A 20,100-nucleotide genomic window follows, 5' to 3' on the forward strand; every position below is an offset into this window, starting at 1 on the left:
TTTTGATCCCGTGGTCAGTTGGCCGGCGTACCGAAGGGGTACGGGCGGGGCTCGGGCCACCAGGGGGCCTGGTCGGGTTCGGCGCTCAGGCGGTTGCGCAGGACGCCGACGCCTTCGAGTTCGAGTTCGAGGACGTCTCCGGGCGACAGACGCCGGTCGATCTCCAGTCCGGAGCCGTAGGGCAGGGTGCCGGAGCCGATGAGGTCGCCGGGCTGGAGCCGGTCGTTGATGGAAACGTAGGCCAGGAGTTCTTCCGGGGTGTAGATCATTCCCTCGGCGCTCGTCTCGCTCCAGACCTCGCCGTTGACGCGGACCACGCCCTTGAGCCCTTCGACGGAGGGCAGCTCGTCGACGGTCGTGATCCACGGGCCGATGCCGTACGCGTAGTCCTTGCACTTCTGCGGGCCCATGCCCATGCCCATCTCGGACCCCTGGAGGTCGCGGGCGCTGAAGTCGTTGAAGATCGTGACGCCGAACAGGTGGGCGCGGGCGCCGTCGGGGGTCAGGTTGCGGCCCGCGGCTCCGACGATGAGGCCCATCTCCAGCTCGTAGTCGACGAACTCGGAGTAGCCCGGGTAGGGGATCTCCTCGTCGTGGCCGTACACCACTCCGGTGGATCCCTTGAAGTAGCCGGGTGTTTTGAACAGCTGCGGGTTGGGCAGTCCGCCACCCACCTTCTCGGCGAAACCCTTCATGTGTGCCGGGAAGGTCAGGCCGTCCCGGATGACCGGCGGGTCGACGGCCGCCGCCCAGGACAGCCCCTCGATCGGCAGCGAGGCGTCGTCGGAGGCCCGCTCCACGGCCCAGTGGGCGGCGTCGAGGAACGCCGGCCCGGCGGCGATGGCGGCGGCCATGCTCGACGGGAAGAGCGCGGCGGCCAGTCGGCGGGCAGCGTCCGGTGTGGCACCCTCGGCCTGCCTGGCCAGGGCGTAGGCCCTGGCCAGGTCGACGACCCGGTCCTCGTCGGGCCGCACGGCCACGAGCCTGATCTGGTCGCCGTCCGGGGAAGGTGCGGAAATCCGACCCAGCTTCATGTTTCCATCTCCCATGTCTAATCGAAACGTTTCGTATCGTATGGCGGGTGAGTTGCCTTGTCGATCCCCCTCTTCATTGGGAGATGGGGTCGCCCGTGGGGTAATTTGGCTCCGTGGCTGTACGAAGCGAATCGAGTCGTCGAGCGATCCTCGACGCGACCATGGATCTCCTTGTCCGCGACGGCAGGCGCGCCATCACGGTGCAGAAGCTGACCGTGGAGGCGATCGCCAAGCGGGCCAAGGTCAGCAAGGCGACGATCTACCGCTGGTGGCCGAACAAGGCCGCGGTCGTCATCGACGCCTTCATGGAGAACCACCTGGCGCACACCCGCATCCCCGAAGGGGTGCCGGTGCGCGACGCCCTCCTGACGCACCTCAAGTCGCTGATCTCCCGGTACGCCGGCCCGCAGGGCAAGCTGGTCGCCCAGATCATCGCCGAGGGGCAGTACGACCCCGAGGTGATGGCCAGCTTCCGCGCCCGGTTCTGGCAGGAGCGCTCCGCGGCCGTGGAGAAGCTGATGCGCAGAGGAATCGACGAAGGCGTCTTCCGGGCGGACCTCGATCCCGGTTCGGCAGCCCAGTTGTTCTACGCCCCGGTCTACTTCCACCTTCTCTTCGGGATCAGCCCTCTCGACGACGCGCTCGCCGAACAGCTCGTGGATCTGGGAATCCGCGGCCTGCAAGCGCGTCCGCCGACGGGCGGAGAGGCCTGAGCCTCTCCCCTGGGGCGTCTCGCACGCCTCGGGCCTGAAGGTCACACCGGCGGTGCGACGAACAGCCCACGGTCCGGGTCGTTGAACATCTCCCGCGACACGAATTCGTTCATCGGGTTGGACGTCCCCCACACGTCCGAGGTCTCCGGGTCCTCCGTGCTGTACAGGTGGGGGTGCCAGGTGTCCTCGTCGAGGGTCTCCAGCTCCGTCGTGTACTCCATGGTGTTGCCGTTGGGGTCGTGGAAGTACGTGAAGGTGTTGTCCCCGGCGCGGTGCCGGCCCGGCCCCCAGACCTTGTACACCCCGTCGCGCATCAGACGGCCACTGCCGCGCATGTACTCCTCCAGGCCGCGCATCTCGAAGGACGCGTGGTGCAGCGAGACATGGGGACAGCGGGCGATCGCGATGCTGTGGTGCTGGGGGTTGCAGCGCAGGAACCACATGATCCCGCCGAGCTGCGGGTGCACGTTGGTGTCCGAGAGGCGGAAGTCCAGGTACTTCTCGTAGAAGGCCATCATGCGCTCGGGTTCCGGGGAGTTGAGGACCACGTGCGAGAGCCGCACCGGGATGTCCTCACGTTCCTCGATCTTGCGGTGGGTGCGGGTGGCCACCTCGGTGGAGACCTCGATGGTGCGCCCCTCCACGTCGAAGAACCGGAAGCCGTAGCCGCCGCCGGGCGTCTGGAGCGTGTCCGGCTCACTCACCAGCTTCACGCCGTCGGTGGCGAGGCGGGTCACCAGGCCGTCCACCGTGGCGCGGTCGGGGGCGCCGAAGGAGACCAGGTCGAGGCGCTTGTCCTGGGAGCGGCGGACCCGCACGACGTACTGCTCGGGCGAGCCCTCGGCGGCGAAGTACGTGACATCGCCGTCGGAACCGACCTTGGTCAGCCCCCACTGCTGCTCGTAGAAGGCGACCTGCTTGTCGTAGTCCTGAACGGCGATGTCTACGTGCCGCAGGTGCGTGATGGGTTGGTCGTGCATGGTGAACTCCTGTGGGTGAGACAGTGCGGGTGCGCCCGCTGGTCAGTGCTGGGCGGTGGTCGCTTGCCGCGGCGTGCTCGTCTCGGCCCGGGGTTCCGGGGTGCCCGTGAGGGGCAGGAGCCGGAGCAGCGCTTCGAGCTGTTCGGGGGTGTGCGCCGTACCGAGCACATAGCGGTCGGGGCGGACCACGACGGCGGGCGCCTCGATCGACGCAAGCAGTTGGCCGACCTGCTGGGGGGAGGTCAGTACGGCGACCTCGAGGTCGTCCTCCAGCGCCTTGCTCACGGCGGCGGGCAGCCCGGCCAGCAGTTCCGGCGTGGCCGCGAGCAGGAACCGGCGCCCCACGAGGTCGTCGAGCCGTGTCCCGTCGGACAGCATGGGCTGCATCGACAGATGTCCGGCGTGCGGGTCGGCGGGGCCCGTGTGCAGACCCGGGCCGAGCGGGGGTGCCGACGGGTAGGCGTCCGCCGGGTTGGCGCGGATGTGCGCGTCCCGCCGGGCGGCCATCTCGGGGTCGGTGGTCTGGACGAGTCCGGCCATGGTCGCCGCCTGCTGTACCCAGTACCTGGCGTGGTCCCGGCGTTCGGACTCGTAGGTGTCGAGCAGGGACTCGGGGGCCCTGCCGCGGGAGACGAGCCGGATCTTCCACACGAGGTTGGCCACGTCCCGAAGACCGGCGCACAGTCCCTGGCCGAAGAGCGGAGGTGCCAGGTGGGCGGCGTCACCGGCGAGGAACACGTTGCCGGCCCGCCAGGCGGTGGCCAGTCGCGCGCGGAAGGTGTAGACGGCGACGCGGTCGGGCTCGAAGTTCAGCGGCGTGAGAACACCCCGGCTCAGCCTGGCAATGCCCTCCGGTGTCGCGATCTCCTCCCGGTCGTCCTCGGGGAGGACCTTGAACTCCATGCGCACCCGGTCACCGGGGAGGTTGATCCAGAGCGCGGGGCGGGTGTGCCGGCCGAGGAAGACCATGTCCCCCTCGATGCCCGGCGTCCCGCGCAGGTGTCCGTCGACGACGAGCCAGGGGTCGTCGGTGCCGAGGTTCTCGCCGGGAATCCCGAGCGTGCGCCGGACGGTCGAGGTGGCACCGTCACAGGCGATCACCCATCGCGCGGTGATCACCTCTGTCGCGCCGTCCGGTGTACTGACGGTACAGCGGACCGAGCCGTCGTCCTGCTGGATGTCCAGCAGCGTGGTGCCGAGGCGGAGTTCCACACCGGCGAGCCGGGCGACTTCGGCACGCAGCAGCGTGTCGACCTCGGGCTGGTGGAAGAGGACCTCCGAGTGCCATCCCTGGGGCCCTATCTGCCCTGTGGCAGGGGCCACCAAGGTTTCGCCGGCCTCGTTCTCCATGCGGTAGACGCACATCGGTTTGATCCGGGCGGAGAGTTCCTCCGCCAGGCCCATGGCCTGGAAGGAACGAACGGTCTCACCGTCGAAATGCACGGCCCGCGCCTGCTGCCACAGCTCGGGCTCGCGTTCGATCCCCACGGCCCGTACACCGGCATGCCCGAGCAGGGTGAGGGCCATCACCCCGACAGGTCCACCACCGACAACGATGACTTCGCAGTCCTGTGACACTTGAACTCCATTAGCGGCTCTGATGCTTGGATATACCTTTTGCTCTCCGCGCGCCCGCGCGTCCACCGGACGGCCCGCGCGCGCTCGGCGTCCGCGGCTTAGCCGCCCGGCGCGTGCCCCGGCGCGGCTGGTCCGTCCACCGCGTCGGTGTCCGCGCCCGTTCGAAGGGGCCGGTCGTCCTTTTGACCGGCACTGTCCGGCGAACCCGTCCGGACCGGACTGCCCGCCGCGGACGGCTTCCCGCCCCCGGCGGCGATCTGCGCCCCCCGCCCGCTGAACTCGGCGATGACGTCGTCGCCGCGCCGCACCGTGACCTCACAGATCACCGTGCGGCCCTGCCGGGAGCGGGTCATGGCTTCGGCGACCAGGTCGTCACCGAGGTGGCCCGGGCGCCGGAAGACGATGTCCGCGCCGGCCGTGACGACCGGGGGGCCGAAGCTGTTGACAGCACAGGCGAAGGTGGTGTCGGCCAACGCGAACACGAGTCCGCCGTGCACGATCGCGTGCCCGTTGACCATGTCCGGCCGGACCCGCATCCGTGCGCGGGCCCGCCCTGCGACGGCCGACTCGACCTGGATTCCGAGGAGCTCGGACGTGCGGTCCTCGTCGAGCATCCTGCGCACGCTCGCAGCCACCTGGCCGTCCACGCCCCGCCCCGAGTGATCGCGATGGCCGTCGGCGGTGACGAGGTCGGCCGTCACGGACGTAGCTCCAGACCGAGCGGGCGGCCATCGTACAAGTCTTCGACACCGGGCGCCCGGCCGGGCATCATGCCGAGTTTGTCGCGCATCGTCAGGATGCACTCCAGGCCGACGCGAGCGGGGGCCAGCGACACGGGGCGGGCGCGCAGCGCGGCCCGCGCCGAGGCCGGTCCGTACCCACCTCTGGTCAGCACGTCCAGGATCTCTTCGTCGGGGGTGGTGTACAGCCAGTCGCGCGACGCCTCCAGGGCCGTGAGGTAGCGCGAGAGCTTGTCCCGTCCCGCCTGCCGCGTCGCGGGACCGGCCACGACACCCTGCCCGGGGAAGTCCGGCACCTCGTCCTCGACCGCGAGCAGCGACACCAACCCCTCCTGCAGTGCCAGCTCGTCCAACGGCGGCCCCAGCCATGCCGCGTCGATCGCGCCTGAACACAGGGCCTCGAAGCGCTCGCGCACTCCGCCCACCGGCTCGAACTCGTATGCGCCGGGCGGGAGGCCGTGGTGGCCGAGGAGATGACGCAGCACGACGGCGAAGCCGTTGTCCGGCGCATCGACGCCGAGGGTTGCTCCACGCAGGTCCTCCAGCCTCCTCACCGAGGCTTGTGCGACCAGCCGGAGGGGTGTCGTCGACTCGACCTGGGCGACGACCCGGAGGTCGCCTCCGCCGGAATTCCAGACGATCAGGTTGTCGATGGCCGTGACGGCCGCATCGACGTCGTCGGTCAGCAGCCGGTCACGCTGGTCGGTCGACGACTCGATCAGCACGGTCTCGACCTCAAGGCCGGCCCGGGCGAAGTGGCCCAGCTCGTCGGCGACGACACACACGGGGGGCGGAACGAACACCGCCTGTCGAAACCGCGCCGTCATTGAGCGCTCCTCTCTGCGCGAGGTGCCATCACACTAGGTCAATCGAAACGGAACGTCTAGGATCGATGTACGTAATATTTTCCTGGGTCCGCCCCAGGGGGACCCGACCGCGCCACGCCCGACTTCACCGGTAATGACCTGGCGAAACAAGCTCCACCGAGCCGCGCCGCGCCTTTGGGTGCATTCGAGTCGCCGAGCCCGGTCAGCCCGGTGCGCACACGCCATTTGCGAAACGATCCGTTTAGCATCCTGCTTACCGGAGGAACGCGCTCGAGTCGCGCGACTCCGCGAGCCGTCGACCATCCCGAGAGGTGCATGACATGCCCGAAGCCGTCGTAGTAGCTGCCGCCCGCACGCCTGTCGGGCGCGCTTTCAAGGGGTCCCTCAAGGATGTCCGCCCCGACGACCTCGCGGCGACAGCGATCCGCGCGGCCCTCGACCAGCTGCCCGAACTGGACCCGACACGGATCGACGACCTCCACCTGGGCTGCGCCGAGCCGAGCGGCGAGCACGGCGCCAACATCGCCCGCCGGGTGTCCGTGCAGCTGGGACTGGACGCGGTGCCCGGCACCACGGTCAACCGCTTCTGCTCGTCCTCCTTGCAGACCGCCCGGATGGCCTTCCACGCCATCAAGGCGGGAGAAGGCCACGTCTTCGTCAGCGCAGGTGTCGAATGCGTCTCCCGCTACCAGCACTTCGGCCCCACCGGGGCCGATGCCGACGACGTCCTGAACCCGGCATTCGAGCAGGCCAGGCAGCGCACCTCGGAGGACGCGCGCACCAACCGGCCGTGGACCGATCCCCGCTCCGACGGCCTGCTGCCCGACGTCTACATAGGCATGGGACAGACCGCGGAGAACGTCGCGGGCCTGTTCAAGATCAGCCGCGAGGAACAGGACCGCTACGCCCTGCGCAGCCAGCAGCTGTACGCCCAGGCCGCCGAGGCGGGGTTCCACGCCCGGGAGATCACCCCTGTCCGGCTGCCCGACGACACGGTGATCGCGACCGACGACAGCCCACGCCCCGGCACCACTTACGAGGCCCTGGCAGGTCTCCGGCCGGCCTTCCGGCCTGACGGCACGGTCACTGCCGGGAACTCCTGCCCCTTGAACGACGGGGCCGCCGCCGTGGTCATCATGAGCGACGTCAGGGCGCGGGAACTCGGCATCACCCCCCTGGCCAGGATCCTGGCCACCGGCGTTTCGGGCCTCTCCCCCGAGATCATGGGCCTGGGACCGGTCGAGGCCACCCGACGCGCCCTCGCACACGCCGGCCTGTCGGTCGGAGACGTCGACCTGTTCGAGATGAACGAGGCCTTCGCCGTTCAGGTCCTCGCCTCCCAGCGGGAGCTCCGCATCCCGCTGGAGAGGCTCAACGTGCACGGCGGGGCGATCGCACTGGGCCATCCGTTCGGCAGTACGGGTGCGCGCATCATGACCACTTTGATCAACGGACTGCGCACGCGCGACGCGCAGCTGGGTGTGGAGACCATGTGCGTCGGCGGAGGGCAGGGCATGGCCATGGTGCTGGAACGTCTCAGCTGATCGCGCGCCGCATGGTGTCCGGTCAGCGACCATATAGTTGACCCCAGGGGCCCACTCAGAGCGAGCGCGCAGTGGAGAACATCGCAGGACCGGGACAGAGTCGTCCGCCGGTGCACCTCATCGACGGAGGGAGCGAGCCTGAGCTGCGACTGGCTCTCCGTCAGGCCGTCGTGGCCATCGAGGGGCTCGGCGGGATGGTGCATCTGGCCGGGAGCGGCGAACCACAGCTGCGGTTGGCCTCCGCCCTCGACGTTCCCCTGGATGTCCTGGAGGAATGGCGGACCGCGGACCGGGCCGGAGGGACCGCCCCGGCATCGGCGCTGCGCGACGGCACGGCCGTGTGGCTGCCCTCGACCGATCCACGGGCCGGCTTCCTCCCTCTCGGCACCGGGATGGTCGCCGTCCCCCTGACGGCGTCGGAGCGACGGGTCGGTACGCTCTCCGTGATCACGACGGCGCCCGATCCGCCTTCCCGCGCGGAGCAGGACTTCCTTCGTGCGATCGCCCGAGGCGTCTCTGCGTGGTGGCGGCGCGGGGTGCTACCAGGGCACGACGGCCGGCGCACTGCCCCGTCCGTGCTTCAGCAGGTGGCCCCCGCGGCCGGCGTCGGTGTCTGGGACTGGGACGTCCGCTCCGGCGAGGTAACGGGGGACGAGGCCCTGCTGGTGTTGCTCGACATCGACCCCAAAACCTTCGACGGCAGGATGGGGAGTTGGGCGGCCGCCATCCACCCTGACGACCTGCCCCAGGTGATGGCCGACATCGCGGGAGCATTCGTCACCCGCCGCTCATACACAGCGGAGTTCCGGCTACGGCGCCGTGACGACGAGGTGCGCTGGGTACAGATGCACGGTTGGGTCGCCGGTGACGACCACGAGCTGACGCACGTCGGTGGCACTGTCTGGGACAACACGGAGCTGAGGAACCGCGCCGAGTCGGCCGCCCGTACCCTGCGGCACATGGCCGACGGGTTCGTGACGGCGGACCCGGACTGGACCATCACCTCGGTCAACACCCAGGCCGAGCGTCTGTTCGAGCCTGCCCGAACGTTGCTGGGGCGGCCGCTGTGGGAGCAGTCCGCCATGCGCTCGACAGGACTGGAAACCCGTTGCCGGCGGGCCATGGCGCAGGGGGCTCCTGCCGAGTTCGACGTCCAGTGGCCCACCGACCAGCGCTGGTACCGCATCCGCCTCACGCCGTCACCGCACGGTCCGGTACTCCACTTCGCGGACATCACCGACAGGCACCTGTCGGACGCGGAACGTACGGACACAGGACAGATCGCCGCTGAGCGCGCCGCCCAGCTGGGGCGGCTCACGACGGCTCTCGCGCGCGCTGTCACGGTGCGGGATGTCGTGGATGCCATCGCCGCCGAGCTGCGGCCGCTCTTCGGCGCTGTCGGACTCATGGTCCAGTTCCTCGAAGGTGATCTCCTGCGGCTGGCGGAGACCGTCGGATATCCGCCGGAATTCGTCGACCGCGTCCGCGGCGCCCGCGCGTCCTTCCCGGCGCCCAACCGCGAAGCCCTACAGCGCCGGACCCCGGTGTACCTGACGTCACGGCAGGACTTCGTGCGCCGCTATCCCGACGCCGCCGACCATGCGTTCCGGGGCGAGAAGCACGCTTGGGTATTTCTCCCCCTGATCGCATCCGGGCGCCCGATCGGCTGCTGCGTGATCTCCTTCGCCGAGTCGCGCCGTTTCACCGAGGAGGAGCAGACGCTGCTCACCGCGGTCAGCGGTCTGATGGCCCAGGCCCTGGAACGAGCCCGGCTCTACGACGACGAGCACCGCCGCGCCACGGAACTGCAACGCGGACTTCTCCCCCGGGAACTGCCGGTCCTGCCCACCGCGACCACAGCGGCCCGTTACCTGCCGACCGGCTCGGGCGTGGGCGGCGACTGGTACGACGTCATCGCGCTCTCCGCGGACCGGGTCGCCTTCATCATCGGCGACGTCATGGGCCACGGCCTTCCCGAAGCCGCCACCATGGGACGCCTGCGCACCGCCGTGCACACCCTCACCAGCCTCGAACTGTCCCCCGACGAACTGCTCGCCCAGCTCAACGACCTGGTCAGCGACCTCGGCGACGACTTCTACGCCACCTGCCTGTACGTCCTGTACGACCCGGTCACCCGCGTCTGCACCATGGCCCGCACCGGGCATGCTCCGCCCGCACTGCTGCTGCCCGACGGACGTGTCCGTTTCCCCGACCTGCCTGCGAATCCACCACTCGGCGCGGCGACCCCACCCGTCGAAACCGGTCATGTCGACGTGCCGGACGGAACCGTCCTGGTCCTGTACACCGACGGCCTGGTGGAATCAGCGAGCCGGGACATCGACGGCGGCATGAAGCAACTGGCCGCCGTACTCGCTGCCTCACACCATGCCGGCCCCTCAGCCATGGCCGGTTCCGTGGACCAGCTCTGCGACATGCTCGTCAGCACCCTGTGGCCGGGGCAGGCGGCGAGCAGTGACGACGCCGCCGTACTCGTCGCCCAGACGGGCGGTCTTCCCTCCGGGGCCGCGGTCTCCTGGGAGCTTCCCGAGGGCCCGGTCGCAGCGGGTGAGGCCCGTGAGCACGTACGGCGGCAGCTCGACACCTGGCACCTTGACGACCTCGTCATGACCACCGAGCTGATCGCCAGCGAACTGGTCGGCAATGGCATACGACACGCCCGGGGCCCCCTCGGGCTACGGCTGCAAAGGGGCCGTGTCCTTACCTGCGAAGTATCGGATCACAGCCTCACCACACCCCGGGTCCGCCGCGCCCTCGACACCGACGAGGGCGGCCGCGGACTTCAACTCGTCGCGGCGCTCTCCCAACGGTGGGGCACCCGATACACCGTCGACGGCAAATGCATCTGGACGGAGCAGGCGCTTCCCCCGGATCACGATGCGGCGCGGCACCTCCCGACGTCGGAGTCAATGCGGTAGGTCCGTCCATGACCGGAACACGGCCGCCTGTCCGCGGACGAGGCCGTCGGCATCCACAAGGTTCCACATGGTGACGTCCTCTATCCAGAACCGTCGGCCGGACTGGGCGATCCTCAGGCCTCGGTAGCCGGACGCATACCCGTGTTCCGCCACCGATCGCACGAACTCCGCTCTGTCCCCCTGTCCTTCCGCGGGGGCGGAAAGCCGGGACGGGAGCCGCACGAACTCCTCCCAGGAGTACTCGAAGCACTGCTGGGCGGTTCTGTTCGCGTAAAGGAAGACCGGGTCCGCGCTCGTGTCGTGTGCGAGCAGTCCGAACGGCGCGTCCTCGTAGAACCAGCGAGCCTGATCGCCGAGAGGTGCTGCCGGACTCAGCGAGGAGCCGGTCAGCCGCCGGTAACTGGACAGAAGGAGCTGGGTGAATGCCTCATCGCGGCCGTGCGTGACCCGGGACGCGCCGGGAGTGGGGTCAGCGCCGTCGTCGAAGAGCGTGGTCATTCGAGGTGGGCCTCTCGTCCGTCCCCGGGAAGGGAGTGGATCATGTGCGTGCGCCGCGACCAAGTATGCGTTCGCATTCATGTGCCACGTCCCCCGGGTCCAGCTCACGAGCCCCGCCGCTCGCGCCGCGGCATCTCCTTCAGCCGCTCCTAGTAATCGACGACAGCCGGTGTCGAGTCGGCGGGCCGGGAACAGACCGTCCTGCCGGAGCGGTTGCATCGACAGAGAAGGCGGCACGGTACCAAGGTGAACCACTGAAACCGCAGGACCGTGCGCCCCGCCAAGATCCTGGCACCGGCATCACGGCACGCCCGCCGCGCTGCTTGGACCACGACGTCGCTCTGCAGGAGGACTGTTTCATGACGGACCGGCCTTTGACGCTCATGGCCGTGCACGCCCACCCCGATGACGAGGCCACCGGAACCGGAGGAGTCCTGGCGCGATACGCGGCGGAAGGCATTCGCACGGTGCTCGTGACCTGTACCGACGGCGCATGCGGTGACGGACCGGGAGGCGTCAAGCCGGGTGATCCCGGGCACGATCCGGCGGCCGTCGCCGCGATGCGCCGCCAGGAACTCGAGGCGAGCTGCGACATTCTTAAGATCAGCGATCTGGAGATGCTCGGCTATGCCGACTCCGGGATGATGGGCTGGCCGACCAACGACGCCCCCCACTCCTTCTGGCAGACCCCCGTCCCGGAAGCCGCCGGCCGGCTCGCCCAACTCATGCGGCACTACCGGCCCGATGTGGTCGTCACCTACGACGAGAACGGCTTCTACGGCCACCCCGACCACATCCAGGCCCATCGCATCACCATGGCGGCGTTGAAGCTGACCGAGCTGACTCCGAAGGTGTACTGGACCACGATGCCCCACTCGGCGATGCAGCGGTTCGGCGAGCTCATGCGCGAGTCCGGTCAGGACGTGCCGGAGCCGGACCCCGCCGAGTCCGCCGCCACGGCCCAGATCGGGCTTCCCGACGACGAGATCACCACGTGGGTGGACACCACCGCGTTCAGCGGCCAGAAGTTCGACGCGCTGGCCGCGCACGCCAGCCAGGGCGAGAACATCTTCTTCCTCAAGATGGGCCGGGAGAGGTTCGGCGAACTGATGGGTACGGAGACCTTCCTGCGCGTCGAGGACCCGACCGGCACGGCCGTACCCGAGAACGACCTCTTCGCCGGACTGCGCTGACCTCACCGGTCCGACCGGCCCGGTGAGCCCATCGACTGGACCACACGGGCCGGTCGAGTCGAACACCGGGCACACATCCCGGGGCCCGGGCGCCTGGGAGTTACAGGCACAGACGCACCCGAGGCGGCCCGGCGCACGGCCGTCAGGGCGCGTAACCTCCCGTACGGTGCGTCTGGTTATGTGCCTGGTACTGGGACGGATAGGGGGCGGCGGGGTCGTAGGCCCCGGTCCCGGCGACCGCCCGGATCGGTGCTTCGTCTCCGACCATCAAGTCGGGGTCGAACATGACGATCACGGCCGCCACCAGGAGGACCACGAGCGGGCCGGCGAGCATCGCCAGGAGGAACGAGATCAGGTTGGTGGACGACTGTGACGCATCATTGGCCCCGGTGATGTGAACGGAGACCGCGGTCATCCCCGTGTAGTGCATTCCGGTGACGGCCACTCCCATGACCAGACTGGCGCCCAGGCTGGACCAGAACGTGTGGATGGAAACGGCCGCCCACAGAGCCGCCGTGGCCGCCGCGATCGCGATCACGACGGACAACGCCACCGTCGTCGTGTCGTAGTGCAGGGTCCCGTCCGTGTGGACAGCGTCCATTCCCAGGTAGTGCATGACCGCGACACCGAGTCCGGTGATCGTCCCCGCGACGCCCAGGTTCACGGGTGAGCCGCCGCGGTAGCCGACGAGGAACACCCCGACCGCGACCACCGCGATGGCGACGGCGAGGCTGAGCACGGTCTTCGGTGTGTCGTAACTGAGCGCGGCGCCCTGGACGCTGAATCCGATCATGCCGATGAAGTGCATCGTCCAGATGCCCGAACCGATCGAAATGGCCCCGAGTGCCAGCCAGCCGGCTCTTCGCTGCGGGCGGCGCAGCGAACGCGTCGTGCATCGCAGCCCCAGTGCCGCGCCCAGGCAGGCCATGAGATAGGCGGCCACGGGAGTCACGGCGCCGTAATGGAAGTTGGAGACGGTGGCGTTCACGACAGTTCCTTCCTGCGGGACGGCACGCCGCCCAGCAGGCATGACGTCGACTACGACGTTGCACGGCGAGGACGGTCACAGCCAGGCCCGGCGGACAGGAACGGAGCGCACGGGGCCCCGCGACGCGTGCGGGGCATGGGGGAACCGGATCGATCAGATCAAGCCACCTGGCCGAGTTGTGCATGATTCAACCACGTCGCGCACACAGAACCTACACATTCGGTGAAACGGTTCTTCCAGGTTCTCGGCTGCCGAGCAGGGCCGTGGCGACATGTGGCGTGAGGTCATGCCCTGACGCGTCCGTGGGTATCAGCGTGTCCGCTCCCGCGGCGGGGCTGATCTACACCGAACCCATGTCCTCGGCCCTGGCGGTCGCGTCGGCTTCGGTGGCGCCCCCCGCGGCGGCGCTCAGGGTGCGGGCCCCGGTCTCCACCGCGGGGGCCAGGAAAGCGGCGCACGCGACACACGCCATGACGACGAGCATGGCGGGGCGCAGGCCGAAGTGACCTCCGAGGAAACCCAGTCCGGGCGGACCGACGAGAAAGGCGACGTAGCCGATGACGGCGACGAGACTGACCCTCGCCGTCTGGTTCGGGCCTGACTCCCCGGCGGCGGACAGGGCCAGAGGGAAGCCGAGCGAGGCGCCCAGTCCCCACAGCAGCACGGCCGCTCCGGCCAGGACGGCATTGTCGGAGACAATGACGATGAGCAGGCCGAGCGCACCGGAGAAGGCACTGGCACGGACGACGGCGGTGCGGCCGAAACGGTCGAGGAAGAAGGTGCCGCCGAAGCGGCCCAGCGTCATCGCGGCGGCGAAACCCGCGTACACGAGGGAGCCCGCCGTGGCGTCCATGCCGTGTCCGTCGACCATCAGCAGCGGCAGCCAGTCGTTGGCGGACCCCTCGGCCAATGCCATGGCCAGCACGATCGCACCGATGAGCAGAAGCCGCCCGTCCTTCCACACCGCCGGGAGATGTTTGTCGGCGTCGGCTTCGTGCGGCTCTTCGGGGGCGGCGCGGCCGGTGCCTTCCGGGATGGCGCGTGCCGCGTAGAGGAGGAGTCCGGCAGCGAGGAGGACGATCGCCGCCAGGTGCCAGTGCACCGGTACGCCTGCTCCTGTCGCGGCCATGCCTGCTCCGGCGCCCAGCACGGTGCCCAGGCTGAAGCAGCCGTGCAGCGCGGGCAGGGTGGTCCGGCTGCCGAGCCGCTCCACGTCCGTGCCGTCGACGTTCACCGCCACGTCACCGACGCCCATCCCGGCGCCGAAGGCGCACAGTCCCGCGGCCACAACCGGCACGGAAGCAGAGACGCTCCCCCAAGAGATCACCGCCATCCCCGCGACGAGGAGCCAGGTCCCCCAGACGATGACGGGCCGCGTCCCGAGTCTGGACACCAGGCGTCCCGAGCAGGAGATGCCCGCCATCGAGCCGAGCGACAGGCCGAACAGCACCAGGCCCATGCCTTCGGTGGAGAGGTCCAGCCGATCGCGGATCGCGGGTGTGCGTGTCACCCAGGAGGACATGGCGATCCCGGTCAGCAGGAAGAGCAGGAACAGCGCGTGACGCCTCCGACGCACGGCCTGGTCCATGAGGGCACTTCTCCGTCCGAGGTGGGGCGGCTCCCGGCCGGGGTCTCGTCATCCCGCCCGGGCCGGGATATATGTACATGCCATTCCACCACGCCAGAGAGCGCTTTCAACAGTCGTAGCCTTGGCGTGCACATCCCGGCCGGGTCGTGCAAGGCCCGCACCGACCGCCCGGTCACGTTCGACTGGGCCTCTGACACGGGAAGGTCGCGCACTCGTCCGCCCAGGGGCCCGAGCAGGACGGCGCCATTGGGCCCCTTGCACAGCGCGTCCCACCCTAGGAGTATCGAAACGGAGCGTCTAGGATGTGAATCGCTTCGATCCGCGTCGCAGTAATGACATCCTTGCCAGGGCTTTCGGCAAGGAGAGGGCGAAAGACAAGCCGTCATTGGGGGTCTTATTCATACGAGACGGATCGTTTAGGATCGAGGCACTGAGAGGTAGGCGACGATGCCTGCCACAACGGAAGGACCGGCGCGCATGACTCTCCTGCTCGACGACGCGACCGTTCAGTCGGCGTTCGACTGGAACCTCGCCATCGTGGCTCTGCGCGAGGCGTACGCGGCCGCCGACGACGACGCCCGCTTCCCGACCCGGGTCATCGCCCGAGGCGGGGGCAATTGGGTCCGGACCCTGAGCGGCGTGCCGGGCGACAGCGGCCTGATGGGCACGAAGACGATCGCAGGCGCCATGGGTCCCCGGCAGTTCTCGTACCTGATCTCGCTCTTCGACCAGTCGTCCGCCGAACTGGTCGCCCTCCTCGACGGCAACTCGATCACGGGCTACCGGACCGCGGCCACCTCGGCGCTCGCGGCCGGGGCGCTCGCCCTGCCGGGCCCCTTGGACGTCTCCGTCATCGGATCCGGTTTCGAGGCCAAGAAGCACGTACGCGCCCTGGCCGCCGTGCGGGACCTCAAGTCCGTGCACGTCTACAGCCCCAGGGCCGAGAGCCGCGCCCGCTTCGCCGACGAACTCGCCGATCTCGGCACGGCGGTCGTCCCCGCCGAGTCCCCGCAGGCCGCGATCGCCGGCACCTCCTTGGTGATCTGCGCCGCACGCTCCTACGACGAGACCCCGATCCTGCTCGGCGCATGGCTGGAGCCGGGCATGACCGTGGTCTCCATCGGATCGACGGTGCGCGAACAGCGCGAGGTCGACACCGAGGTGATCAGGCGCGCTGACGTCGTCATCGCCGACGTCGTCGAGGAGGTACTCCACGACACCGGTGACCTGATCGCCGCGCGTCAGGCGGGCATCGACGTCAGCGGCAGGACCAGTTCCCTGGCCTCCCTCGTCGGCGGCACTGGCCCCGGACGCACCAGCGACCGGCAGATCGTTCTGTACAAGTCCGTCGGCTCGGCGATCCAGGACCTCGCGGTCGCCGCGATGTGCGCCCGCCGCGCCCAGGAAGCCGGACTCGGCGTCCAACTCCCCATCCGCATCCAGCCGGTTCAGAAGTGAGCGACGAGAGACGAGACATGACCACGATCACCGACGCCCGCGGCCTCGACGACCCGGCGCTGCTCCGTACGGCCGCGTATGCCGGCGGACAGTGGATCGACCAGGGCGACTCCGGTCGCTTCGGCGTGCACAACCCAGCGACCGGCGAGAAGCTCGCCGAACTTCCCTCGCTGAGCCGTGCACAGGTCACCGAGGCGATCGACGCCGCGAACCGGGCACTCCCGGCCTGGCGGGCCCTGTCCGGAAAGCAGCGCGCCCAGATCCTGCGCCGCTGGTTCGACCTCGTCACCGAGCACACGGAGGACCTCGCCCGGCTCATCACCCTCGAAGAGGGCAAGCCGCTCGCGGAGGCCCGGGGCGAGATGGCCTACGCGGCCTCGTTCATCGAGTGGTTCGCGGAGGAGGCGAAGCGGATCCGCGGGGACATCTTCCCCGCACCCGACCCCTCGCGCCGGGTCCTTGTCCTCAAGGAGCCCGTCGGCGTCTGCGCCGCGATCACGCCGTGGAACTTCCCCGCGGCGATGATCACCCGCAAGGCGGCGCCCGCCCTCGCCGCCGGCTGCACGATGGTCGTCAAACCCGCCGAGCAGACGCCGCTCACCGCCCTGGCGCTCGCCGAACTGGCCGAGCGAGCCGGGATCCCGGCGGGCGTGTTCAACGTCGTGACCGGCAACGCCCGCGAGATCGGCCCCGAGCTGACGGGCAACCCGATCGTGCGCAAGGTGACCTTCACCGGATCGACCGAGGTGGGCCGCCTGCTGATCGCCCAGTCCGCCGAGACCGTGAAGAAGGTCTCCATGGAACTCGGCGGCAACGCCCCGGTCCTGGTCTTCGACGACGCCGATCTCGACGTCGCCGTCTCCGGCGTGCTCGCCGCCAAGTACCGCAACACCGGTCAGGCCTGCATCAGCGCCAACCGGGTGTACGTACAGTCCGGCGTCTACGACCGTTTCGCCGAGGAACTGGCCAAGCGCGTGCGCGAGTTGCCCGTGGGCGACGGTTTTGAACCCGGTGTCCTGCAGGGTCCCCTCATCGACCAGGCGGCCGTCGCCAAGGTCGAGGAGCACGTGGCCGACGCGACGGGCCGCGGTGCCCGGGTCCTCTGCGGCGGGTCGCGGCACGAGCGGGGCGGGCTCTATTTCCAGCCGACGGTCCTGGCCGACGTCGTCCCCGGCATGGTGATCACTCGCGAGGAGACCTTCGGTCCCGTCACACCCTTGATCCGGTTCACCGACGAGACCGACGCCGTGACCATGGCCAACGACACCGAGTTCGGACTCGCCGCCTACCTCTACAGCCGGGACGCCGAGCGCATCTGGCGCGTCGCGGCCGCGATCGAGGCCGGGATGATCGGTATCAACTCGGGACTCATCTCCAACGAGGTGGCACCCTTCGGCGGCATCAAGCAGTCGGGCATCGGCCGTGAGGGCTCCGTCTACGGCATCGACGAGTACATGGAGATGAAGTACCTGTCCTGGGAAGGCGCCGGCCCGATGTGAGCCGCCCCTCCCCCACCCTCGTAGGCGACCCATGATCCGAAAGGAAGCAGCACCATGCCCGCATACGGCCGCGCGGAAGCCCGCGCCTGGGCGCGCGAGAAGCTCGTCGGCGCCGTCAACTGCACCATTCCGTCCTTCACGAACGACCTCCTCGGCATCAACGAGCAGGCCGTCCGGCACGACATCCGGCTGGCCAAGGAACACGGGTTCATCGGCACGCTCGGCGTCTCGGAGATCAGCATCACCCTGCCGGAGTACCTGGACTTCCTTCGCATCTCCAAGGACGAGGCCGGAGACGACTTCTATGTCGTCCACCATGCGAGCTGGAACAACCTCGAGCAGAACCTGGAGGCGGTGCGCGGCGCCGAGGAGGCAGGCGCCGACCTCGTGCTGCTGGCGTACCCGCCGAACTTCTACCCCGAGTCCGAACAGGAGGTCTACGACTACACCAAGGCCGTCTGCGAGGCCACCAGCCTCGGCATCATCCTGTTCCCGATGACGATCTGGAACTTCTCCGCCCGGATCCACCCTTCCGACATCCCGACCCGGCTCATCCGTCGCCTCATCGACGACATCCCCAACCTGGCGGTGATCAAGACCGAGGGCGGATTCCCGAACATCCAGAGCGCCGTCGAGTGCAACCGGCTCTTCGGCGACGAGGTCGTCATCTCCGTACCGATCGAGGCCGACCTGATCCCCCTTTCGCAGGTCATGCCCATCCAGCTGTCGGCCACCAGTGACCACGAGTACTACGGCCCGGTGATTCCCCGAGTGATGGAACTGCTGCGGGAAGGCAAGTACGACGACGCCACGCAGATCTTCTGGCAGCTGCACCCGGCGCGGAAGACCAAGGCCGCCCTCTTCCAGGGCCTGCACGGCGGGTCCGTGCTCAACCGGATGGCCTGGAAGTTCCAGGGCTGGCTCCAGGGCTACAACGGCGGCCCCCTGCGGCAGCCCACGATGCGCCTGCAGGACGGCCAGATGGCAGCGCTGCGCAAGGGCCTGGTCGACTCCGGCCTCGAACCGAGCATGGATCCGTTCCGGGAGTTCTTCATCGGCAGGAACCCCGCCTGACACACACCCGGCCCAGACATGCCGCTGCCGGCGCTGTCCACCATGGGCAGCGCCGGCAGCGGCGAGGACGAGGCTCGTGCGATCAGGCTGCGGGCGTCATTCGTCGACGCCCGAGCCGTCGTTCAGCGGCCGGTGACCTCGATGCAGGTGGAGCCGCCGACCTGGCGGGGATGTCCGGGAATATCAAACGAGGGGGAATTCAGGCGAGCCCGATTTGCCGCATGAGGGTGAGCTGGTCGTAGATGATGAATTCCTCGTCCATCACGCCACGCTTGTTCCAGATGCCGACGGTGACCATGTTGAGGGAGTATTTCTTGCCGGTGGGCGGGATGAAGCCGCCGCTACCGTCGGGCATGGGTCTGGTGAACGTGCCGGTGGTGACTCCGGTGACGGCGGTGAAGTTGTCCTTGGCCACGCGGACGGGGTGCAGCTTGGTACGGGCGTCGGGGGCGAAGATGAAGTTGAACTTCATGTCCTCGATATGCCTGGCCAGGCCGTCGGTGTAGTGACCGTCGGGCCAGTGCGCACGGACGTTCTCCGCGTGGCTTTCACGCACCCGGTCCCACTGCTGGCCGGAGTAGACGACGAAGTCCAGCTCGTCGAAGGTCTCCAGATTGCGCCGCTCCTGGTGGGTCAGATGCTTGGGGTAGCCCAGGGACCCGCCGGTCTCGGCGGGGTCGCCCAGCAGTGCGGGCATGACCGACGCGAACGCTGATTCGCCCCCGCCTTCCACCGCGGTGATGGCGAGCGCGCCCAATGCGGCAGCGCCCCCGCCCCGGAGCACAGCACGACGATTGATCATCTCGTCCTCCTTGAAATAACGAAGCCCTCGAACGCGCCGCCGTTCGCGCAGCACAAATGGCGTCACATCACGCCACATCGGGGAAGAGGTTCGAACTTGAACTACACGGGGACGCTAGCAGGAAGTTCCAACTCGAACAAGAGTGGTAGTTTTGATTCGTGGAAGAATCCAAGTGGCTCGACCAGCGTGAGCAGCAGGCGTGGCTCACGTTCATCACCGCCAGCACGCTGCTGAACCGGGTGCTCGATCAGCAGTTGCGCACCGATGCCGGGCTCTCCCACGTGCAGTACGGCATCCTGTCCCACCTCGCCGGCTCACCCGACGGGTCGATGCGGATGCTGGCGCTCGCCGAAACACTGGCGGTCACCAAAAGCGGCCTGACCTACCAGATCGCGCAGTTGGAGAAGGATGGCCTGGTCAGTCGCAGGGCCTGTGCCACTGATGACCGCGGAGTGATCGCCACGATCACTCCGCGCGGCATCGAGTTGGTGGACCGTGCGGCACCCGGCCATGTCAGCCTGGTCCGCGAGCTGGTGATCGAGGCCCTCACCGAAGAGCAGCTGGACGTCCTGACGGAAGGCTTCGCCGACATCCGACGCCGGATCGTCGAGCGCAAGATCTAGCCCGCAGACGGGTTCGCCGCGGACT

At 68.9% G+C, this 20,100-nt stretch carries 17 protein-coding genes; 8 read left to right on the forward strand and 9 right to left on the reverse strand.

Annotation, left to right across the window (positions count from 1 at the left end):
• Positions 1-14 precede the first annotated feature (14 nt).
• Positions 15-1,034: a fumarylacetoacetate hydrolase family protein gene (locus ACWCQ1_RS32355; protein WP_451027985.1), complete on the reverse strand. Its 1,020-nt coding sequence runs from the start codon at positions 1,032-1,034 to the stop codon at positions 15-17.
• 113 nt (positions 1,035-1,147) lie between these two features.
• Here ACWCQ1_RS32355 and ACWCQ1_RS32360 point away from each other — a divergent pair, with 113 nt between their 5' ends.
• Positions 1,148-1,747, forward strand: a complete 600-nt coding sequence (locus tag ACWCQ1_RS32360) for a TetR/AcrR family transcriptional regulator (RefSeq protein WP_358604059.1) — start codon at positions 1,148-1,150, stop codon at positions 1,745-1,747.
• A gap of 41 nt (positions 1,748-1,788) precedes the next feature.
• On the opposite strand, the gene ACWCQ1_RS32365 is transcribed toward ACWCQ1_RS32360, so the two are convergent.
• Genes ACWCQ1_RS32365 through ACWCQ1_RS32380 form a run of 4 tightly spaced genes read right to left on the reverse strand, consistent with a single transcriptional unit; the run spans position 1,789 to position 5,872 of the window.
• On the reverse strand, positions 1,789-2,727 hold the full coding sequence (locus ACWCQ1_RS32365; protein ID WP_358604061.1) for a VOC family protein: 939 nt from the start codon (positions 2,725-2,727) through the stop codon (positions 1,789-1,791).
• Positions 2,728-2,769: 42 nt separating this feature from the next.
• Positions 2,770-4,371 (reverse strand): bifunctional 3-(3-hydroxy-phenyl)propionate/3-hydroxycinnamic acid hydroxylase, encoded by a 1,602-nt coding sequence (locus ACWCQ1_RS32370; RefSeq protein WP_358604064.1) that lies wholly within the window; start codon positions 4,369-4,371, stop codon positions 2,770-2,772.
• A gap of 32 nt (positions 4,372-4,403) precedes the next feature.
• A complete protein-coding gene (locus ACWCQ1_RS32375) occupies positions 4,404-5,006 on the reverse strand; it encodes a hotdog fold thioesterase (protein WP_451027986.1) in 603 nt (200 codons plus the stop codon).
• Entirely contained in the window at positions 5,003-5,872 is an 870-nt protein-coding gene (locus ACWCQ1_RS32380) for an ABC transporter substrate-binding protein (RefSeq protein WP_451027987.1), read from the reverse strand. Before ACWCQ1_RS32380 ends, ACWCQ1_RS32375 begins: the two co-directional genes overlap by 4 nt.
• Positions 5,873-6,192: 320 nt before the next feature.
• On the opposite strand from ACWCQ1_RS32380, the gene ACWCQ1_RS32385 reads away from it, so the two are divergent.
• Positions 6,193-7,416, forward strand: coding sequence for an acetyl-CoA C-acetyltransferase (locus ACWCQ1_RS32385; protein ID WP_358604073.1), 1,224 nt, complete (start codon positions 6,193-6,195; stop codon positions 7,414-7,416).
• 110 nt (positions 7,417-7,526) lie between these two features.
• Complete coding sequence (locus tag ACWCQ1_RS32390) at positions 7,527-10,352, forward strand: SpoIIE family protein phosphatase (protein ID WP_451027988.1); 2,826 nt, start codon at positions 7,527-7,529, stop codon at positions 10,350-10,352.
• Here ACWCQ1_RS32390 and ACWCQ1_RS32395 read toward each other — a convergent pair.
• The gene (locus tag ACWCQ1_RS32395; RefSeq protein ID WP_358604079.1) at positions 10,341-10,850 is read right to left on the reverse strand and encodes an MEKHLA domain-containing protein; all 510 of its coding nucleotides are present in this window, start codon (positions 10,848-10,850) and stop codon (positions 10,341-10,343) included. The two genes, ACWCQ1_RS32390 and ACWCQ1_RS32395, sit on opposite strands and share 12 nt — an antisense overlap.
• A 359-nt stretch (positions 10,851-11,209) precedes the next feature.
• Between ACWCQ1_RS32395 and ACWCQ1_RS32400 the strand changes: the two genes are divergently transcribed.
• On the forward strand, positions 11,210-12,043 hold the full coding sequence (locus tag ACWCQ1_RS32400) for a PIG-L family deacetylase (RefSeq protein ID WP_358604082.1): 834 nt from the start codon (positions 11,210-11,212) through the stop codon (positions 12,041-12,043).
• A gap of 142 nt (positions 12,044-12,185) precedes the next feature.
• Here the strand turns inward: ACWCQ1_RS32400 and ACWCQ1_RS32405 are convergent, their stop codons facing one another.
• On the reverse strand, positions 12,186-13,031 hold the full coding sequence (locus tag ACWCQ1_RS32405) for an MHYT domain-containing protein (RefSeq protein WP_358604085.1): 846 nt from the start codon (positions 13,029-13,031) through the stop codon (positions 12,186-12,188).
• Positions 13,032-13,371: 340 nt separating this feature from the next.
• Complete coding sequence (locus tag ACWCQ1_RS32410) at positions 13,372-14,619, reverse strand: MFS transporter (RefSeq protein WP_451027989.1); 1,248 nt, start codon at positions 14,617-14,619, stop codon at positions 13,372-13,374.
• A 477-nt stretch (positions 14,620-15,096) separates the two neighbouring features.
• Between ACWCQ1_RS32410 and ACWCQ1_RS32415 the strand changes: the two genes are divergently transcribed.
• The 3 genes from ACWCQ1_RS32415 to ACWCQ1_RS32425 are packed head-to-tail and all read left to right on the forward strand — an operon-like array spanning position 15,097 to position 18,650.
• Entirely contained in the window at positions 15,097-16,077 is a 981-nt protein-coding gene (locus tag ACWCQ1_RS32415; RefSeq protein WP_451027990.1) for an ornithine cyclodeaminase family protein, read from the forward strand.
• 17 nt (positions 16,078-16,094) lie between these two features.
• Positions 16,095-17,576 carry an NAD-dependent succinate-semialdehyde dehydrogenase gene (locus ACWCQ1_RS32420; protein ID WP_358604094.1) on the forward strand — a complete coding sequence of 494 codons (1,482 nt, stop codon included), beginning with the start codon at positions 16,095-16,097 and terminating at the stop codon, positions 17,574-17,576.
• A gap of 54 nt (positions 17,577-17,630) precedes the next feature.
• Positions 17,631-18,650 (forward strand): dihydrodipicolinate synthase family protein, encoded by a 1,020-nt coding sequence (locus ACWCQ1_RS32425; protein ID WP_358604097.1) that lies wholly within the window; start codon positions 17,631-17,633, stop codon positions 18,648-18,650.
• A 199-nt stretch (positions 18,651-18,849) separates the two neighbouring features.
• Here the strand turns inward: ACWCQ1_RS32425 and ACWCQ1_RS32430 are convergent, their stop codons facing one another.
• Positions 18,850-19,530: an ester cyclase gene (locus tag ACWCQ1_RS32430; protein WP_358604100.1), complete on the reverse strand. Its 681-nt coding sequence runs from the start codon at positions 19,528-19,530 to the stop codon at positions 18,850-18,852.
• Between the two features lie 80 nt (positions 19,531-19,610).
• Between ACWCQ1_RS32430 and ACWCQ1_RS32435 the strand changes: the two genes are divergently transcribed.
• Complete coding sequence (locus ACWCQ1_RS32435; protein WP_358604103.1) at positions 19,611-20,075, forward strand: MarR family winged helix-turn-helix transcriptional regulator; 465 nt, start codon at positions 19,611-19,613, stop codon at positions 20,073-20,075.
• Positions 20,076-20,100: the final 25 nt, after the last annotated feature.

The sequence above is a fragment of the Streptomyces sp. NPDC002144 genome (genome assembly GCF_053593695.1).

Excerpts from the sequence above, each read along its gene's own strand:
- ACWCQ1_RS32400 (WP_358604082.1), top strand. The coding sequence starts at position 11,210 with ATGACGGACCGGCCTTTGACGCTCATGGCCGTGCACGCCCACCCCGAT.
- ACWCQ1_RS32365 (WP_358604061.1), bottom strand. The coding sequence starts at position 2,727 with ATGCACGACCAACCCATCACGCACCTGCGGCACGTAGACATCGCCGTT.
- ACWCQ1_RS32355 (WP_451027985.1), bottom strand. The coding sequence starts at position 1,034 with ATGAAGCTGGGTCGGATTTCCGCACCTTCCCCGGACGGCGACCAGATC.
- ACWCQ1_RS32415 (WP_451027990.1), top strand. The coding sequence starts at position 15,097 with ATGACTCTCCTGCTCGACGACGCGACCGTTCAGTCGGCGTTCGACTGG.
- ACWCQ1_RS32395 (WP_358604079.1), bottom strand. The coding sequence starts at position 10,850 with ATGACCACGCTCTTCGACGACGGCGCTGACCCCACTCCCGGCGCGTCC.
- ACWCQ1_RS32385 (WP_358604073.1), top strand. The coding sequence starts at position 6,193 with ATGCCCGAAGCCGTCGTAGTAGCTGCCGCCCGCACGCCTGTCGGGCGC.
- ACWCQ1_RS32410 (WP_451027989.1), bottom strand. The coding sequence starts at position 14,619 with ATGGACCAGGCCGTGCGTCGGAGGCGTCACGCGCTGTTCCTGCTCTTC.
- ACWCQ1_RS32425 (WP_358604097.1), top strand. The coding sequence starts at position 17,631 with ATGCCCGCATACGGCCGCGCGGAAGCCCGCGCCTGGGCGCGCGAGAAG.
- ACWCQ1_RS32430 (WP_358604100.1), bottom strand. The coding sequence starts at position 19,530 with ATGTGGCGTGATGTGACGCCATTTGTGCTGCGCGAACGGCGGCGCGTT.
- ACWCQ1_RS32420 (WP_358604094.1), top strand. The coding sequence starts at position 16,095 with ATGACCACGATCACCGACGCCCGCGGCCTCGACGACCCGGCGCTGCTC.
- ACWCQ1_RS32380 (WP_451027987.1), bottom strand. The coding sequence starts at position 5,872 with ATGACGGCGCGGTTTCGACAGGCGGTGTTCGTTCCGCCCCCCGTGTGT.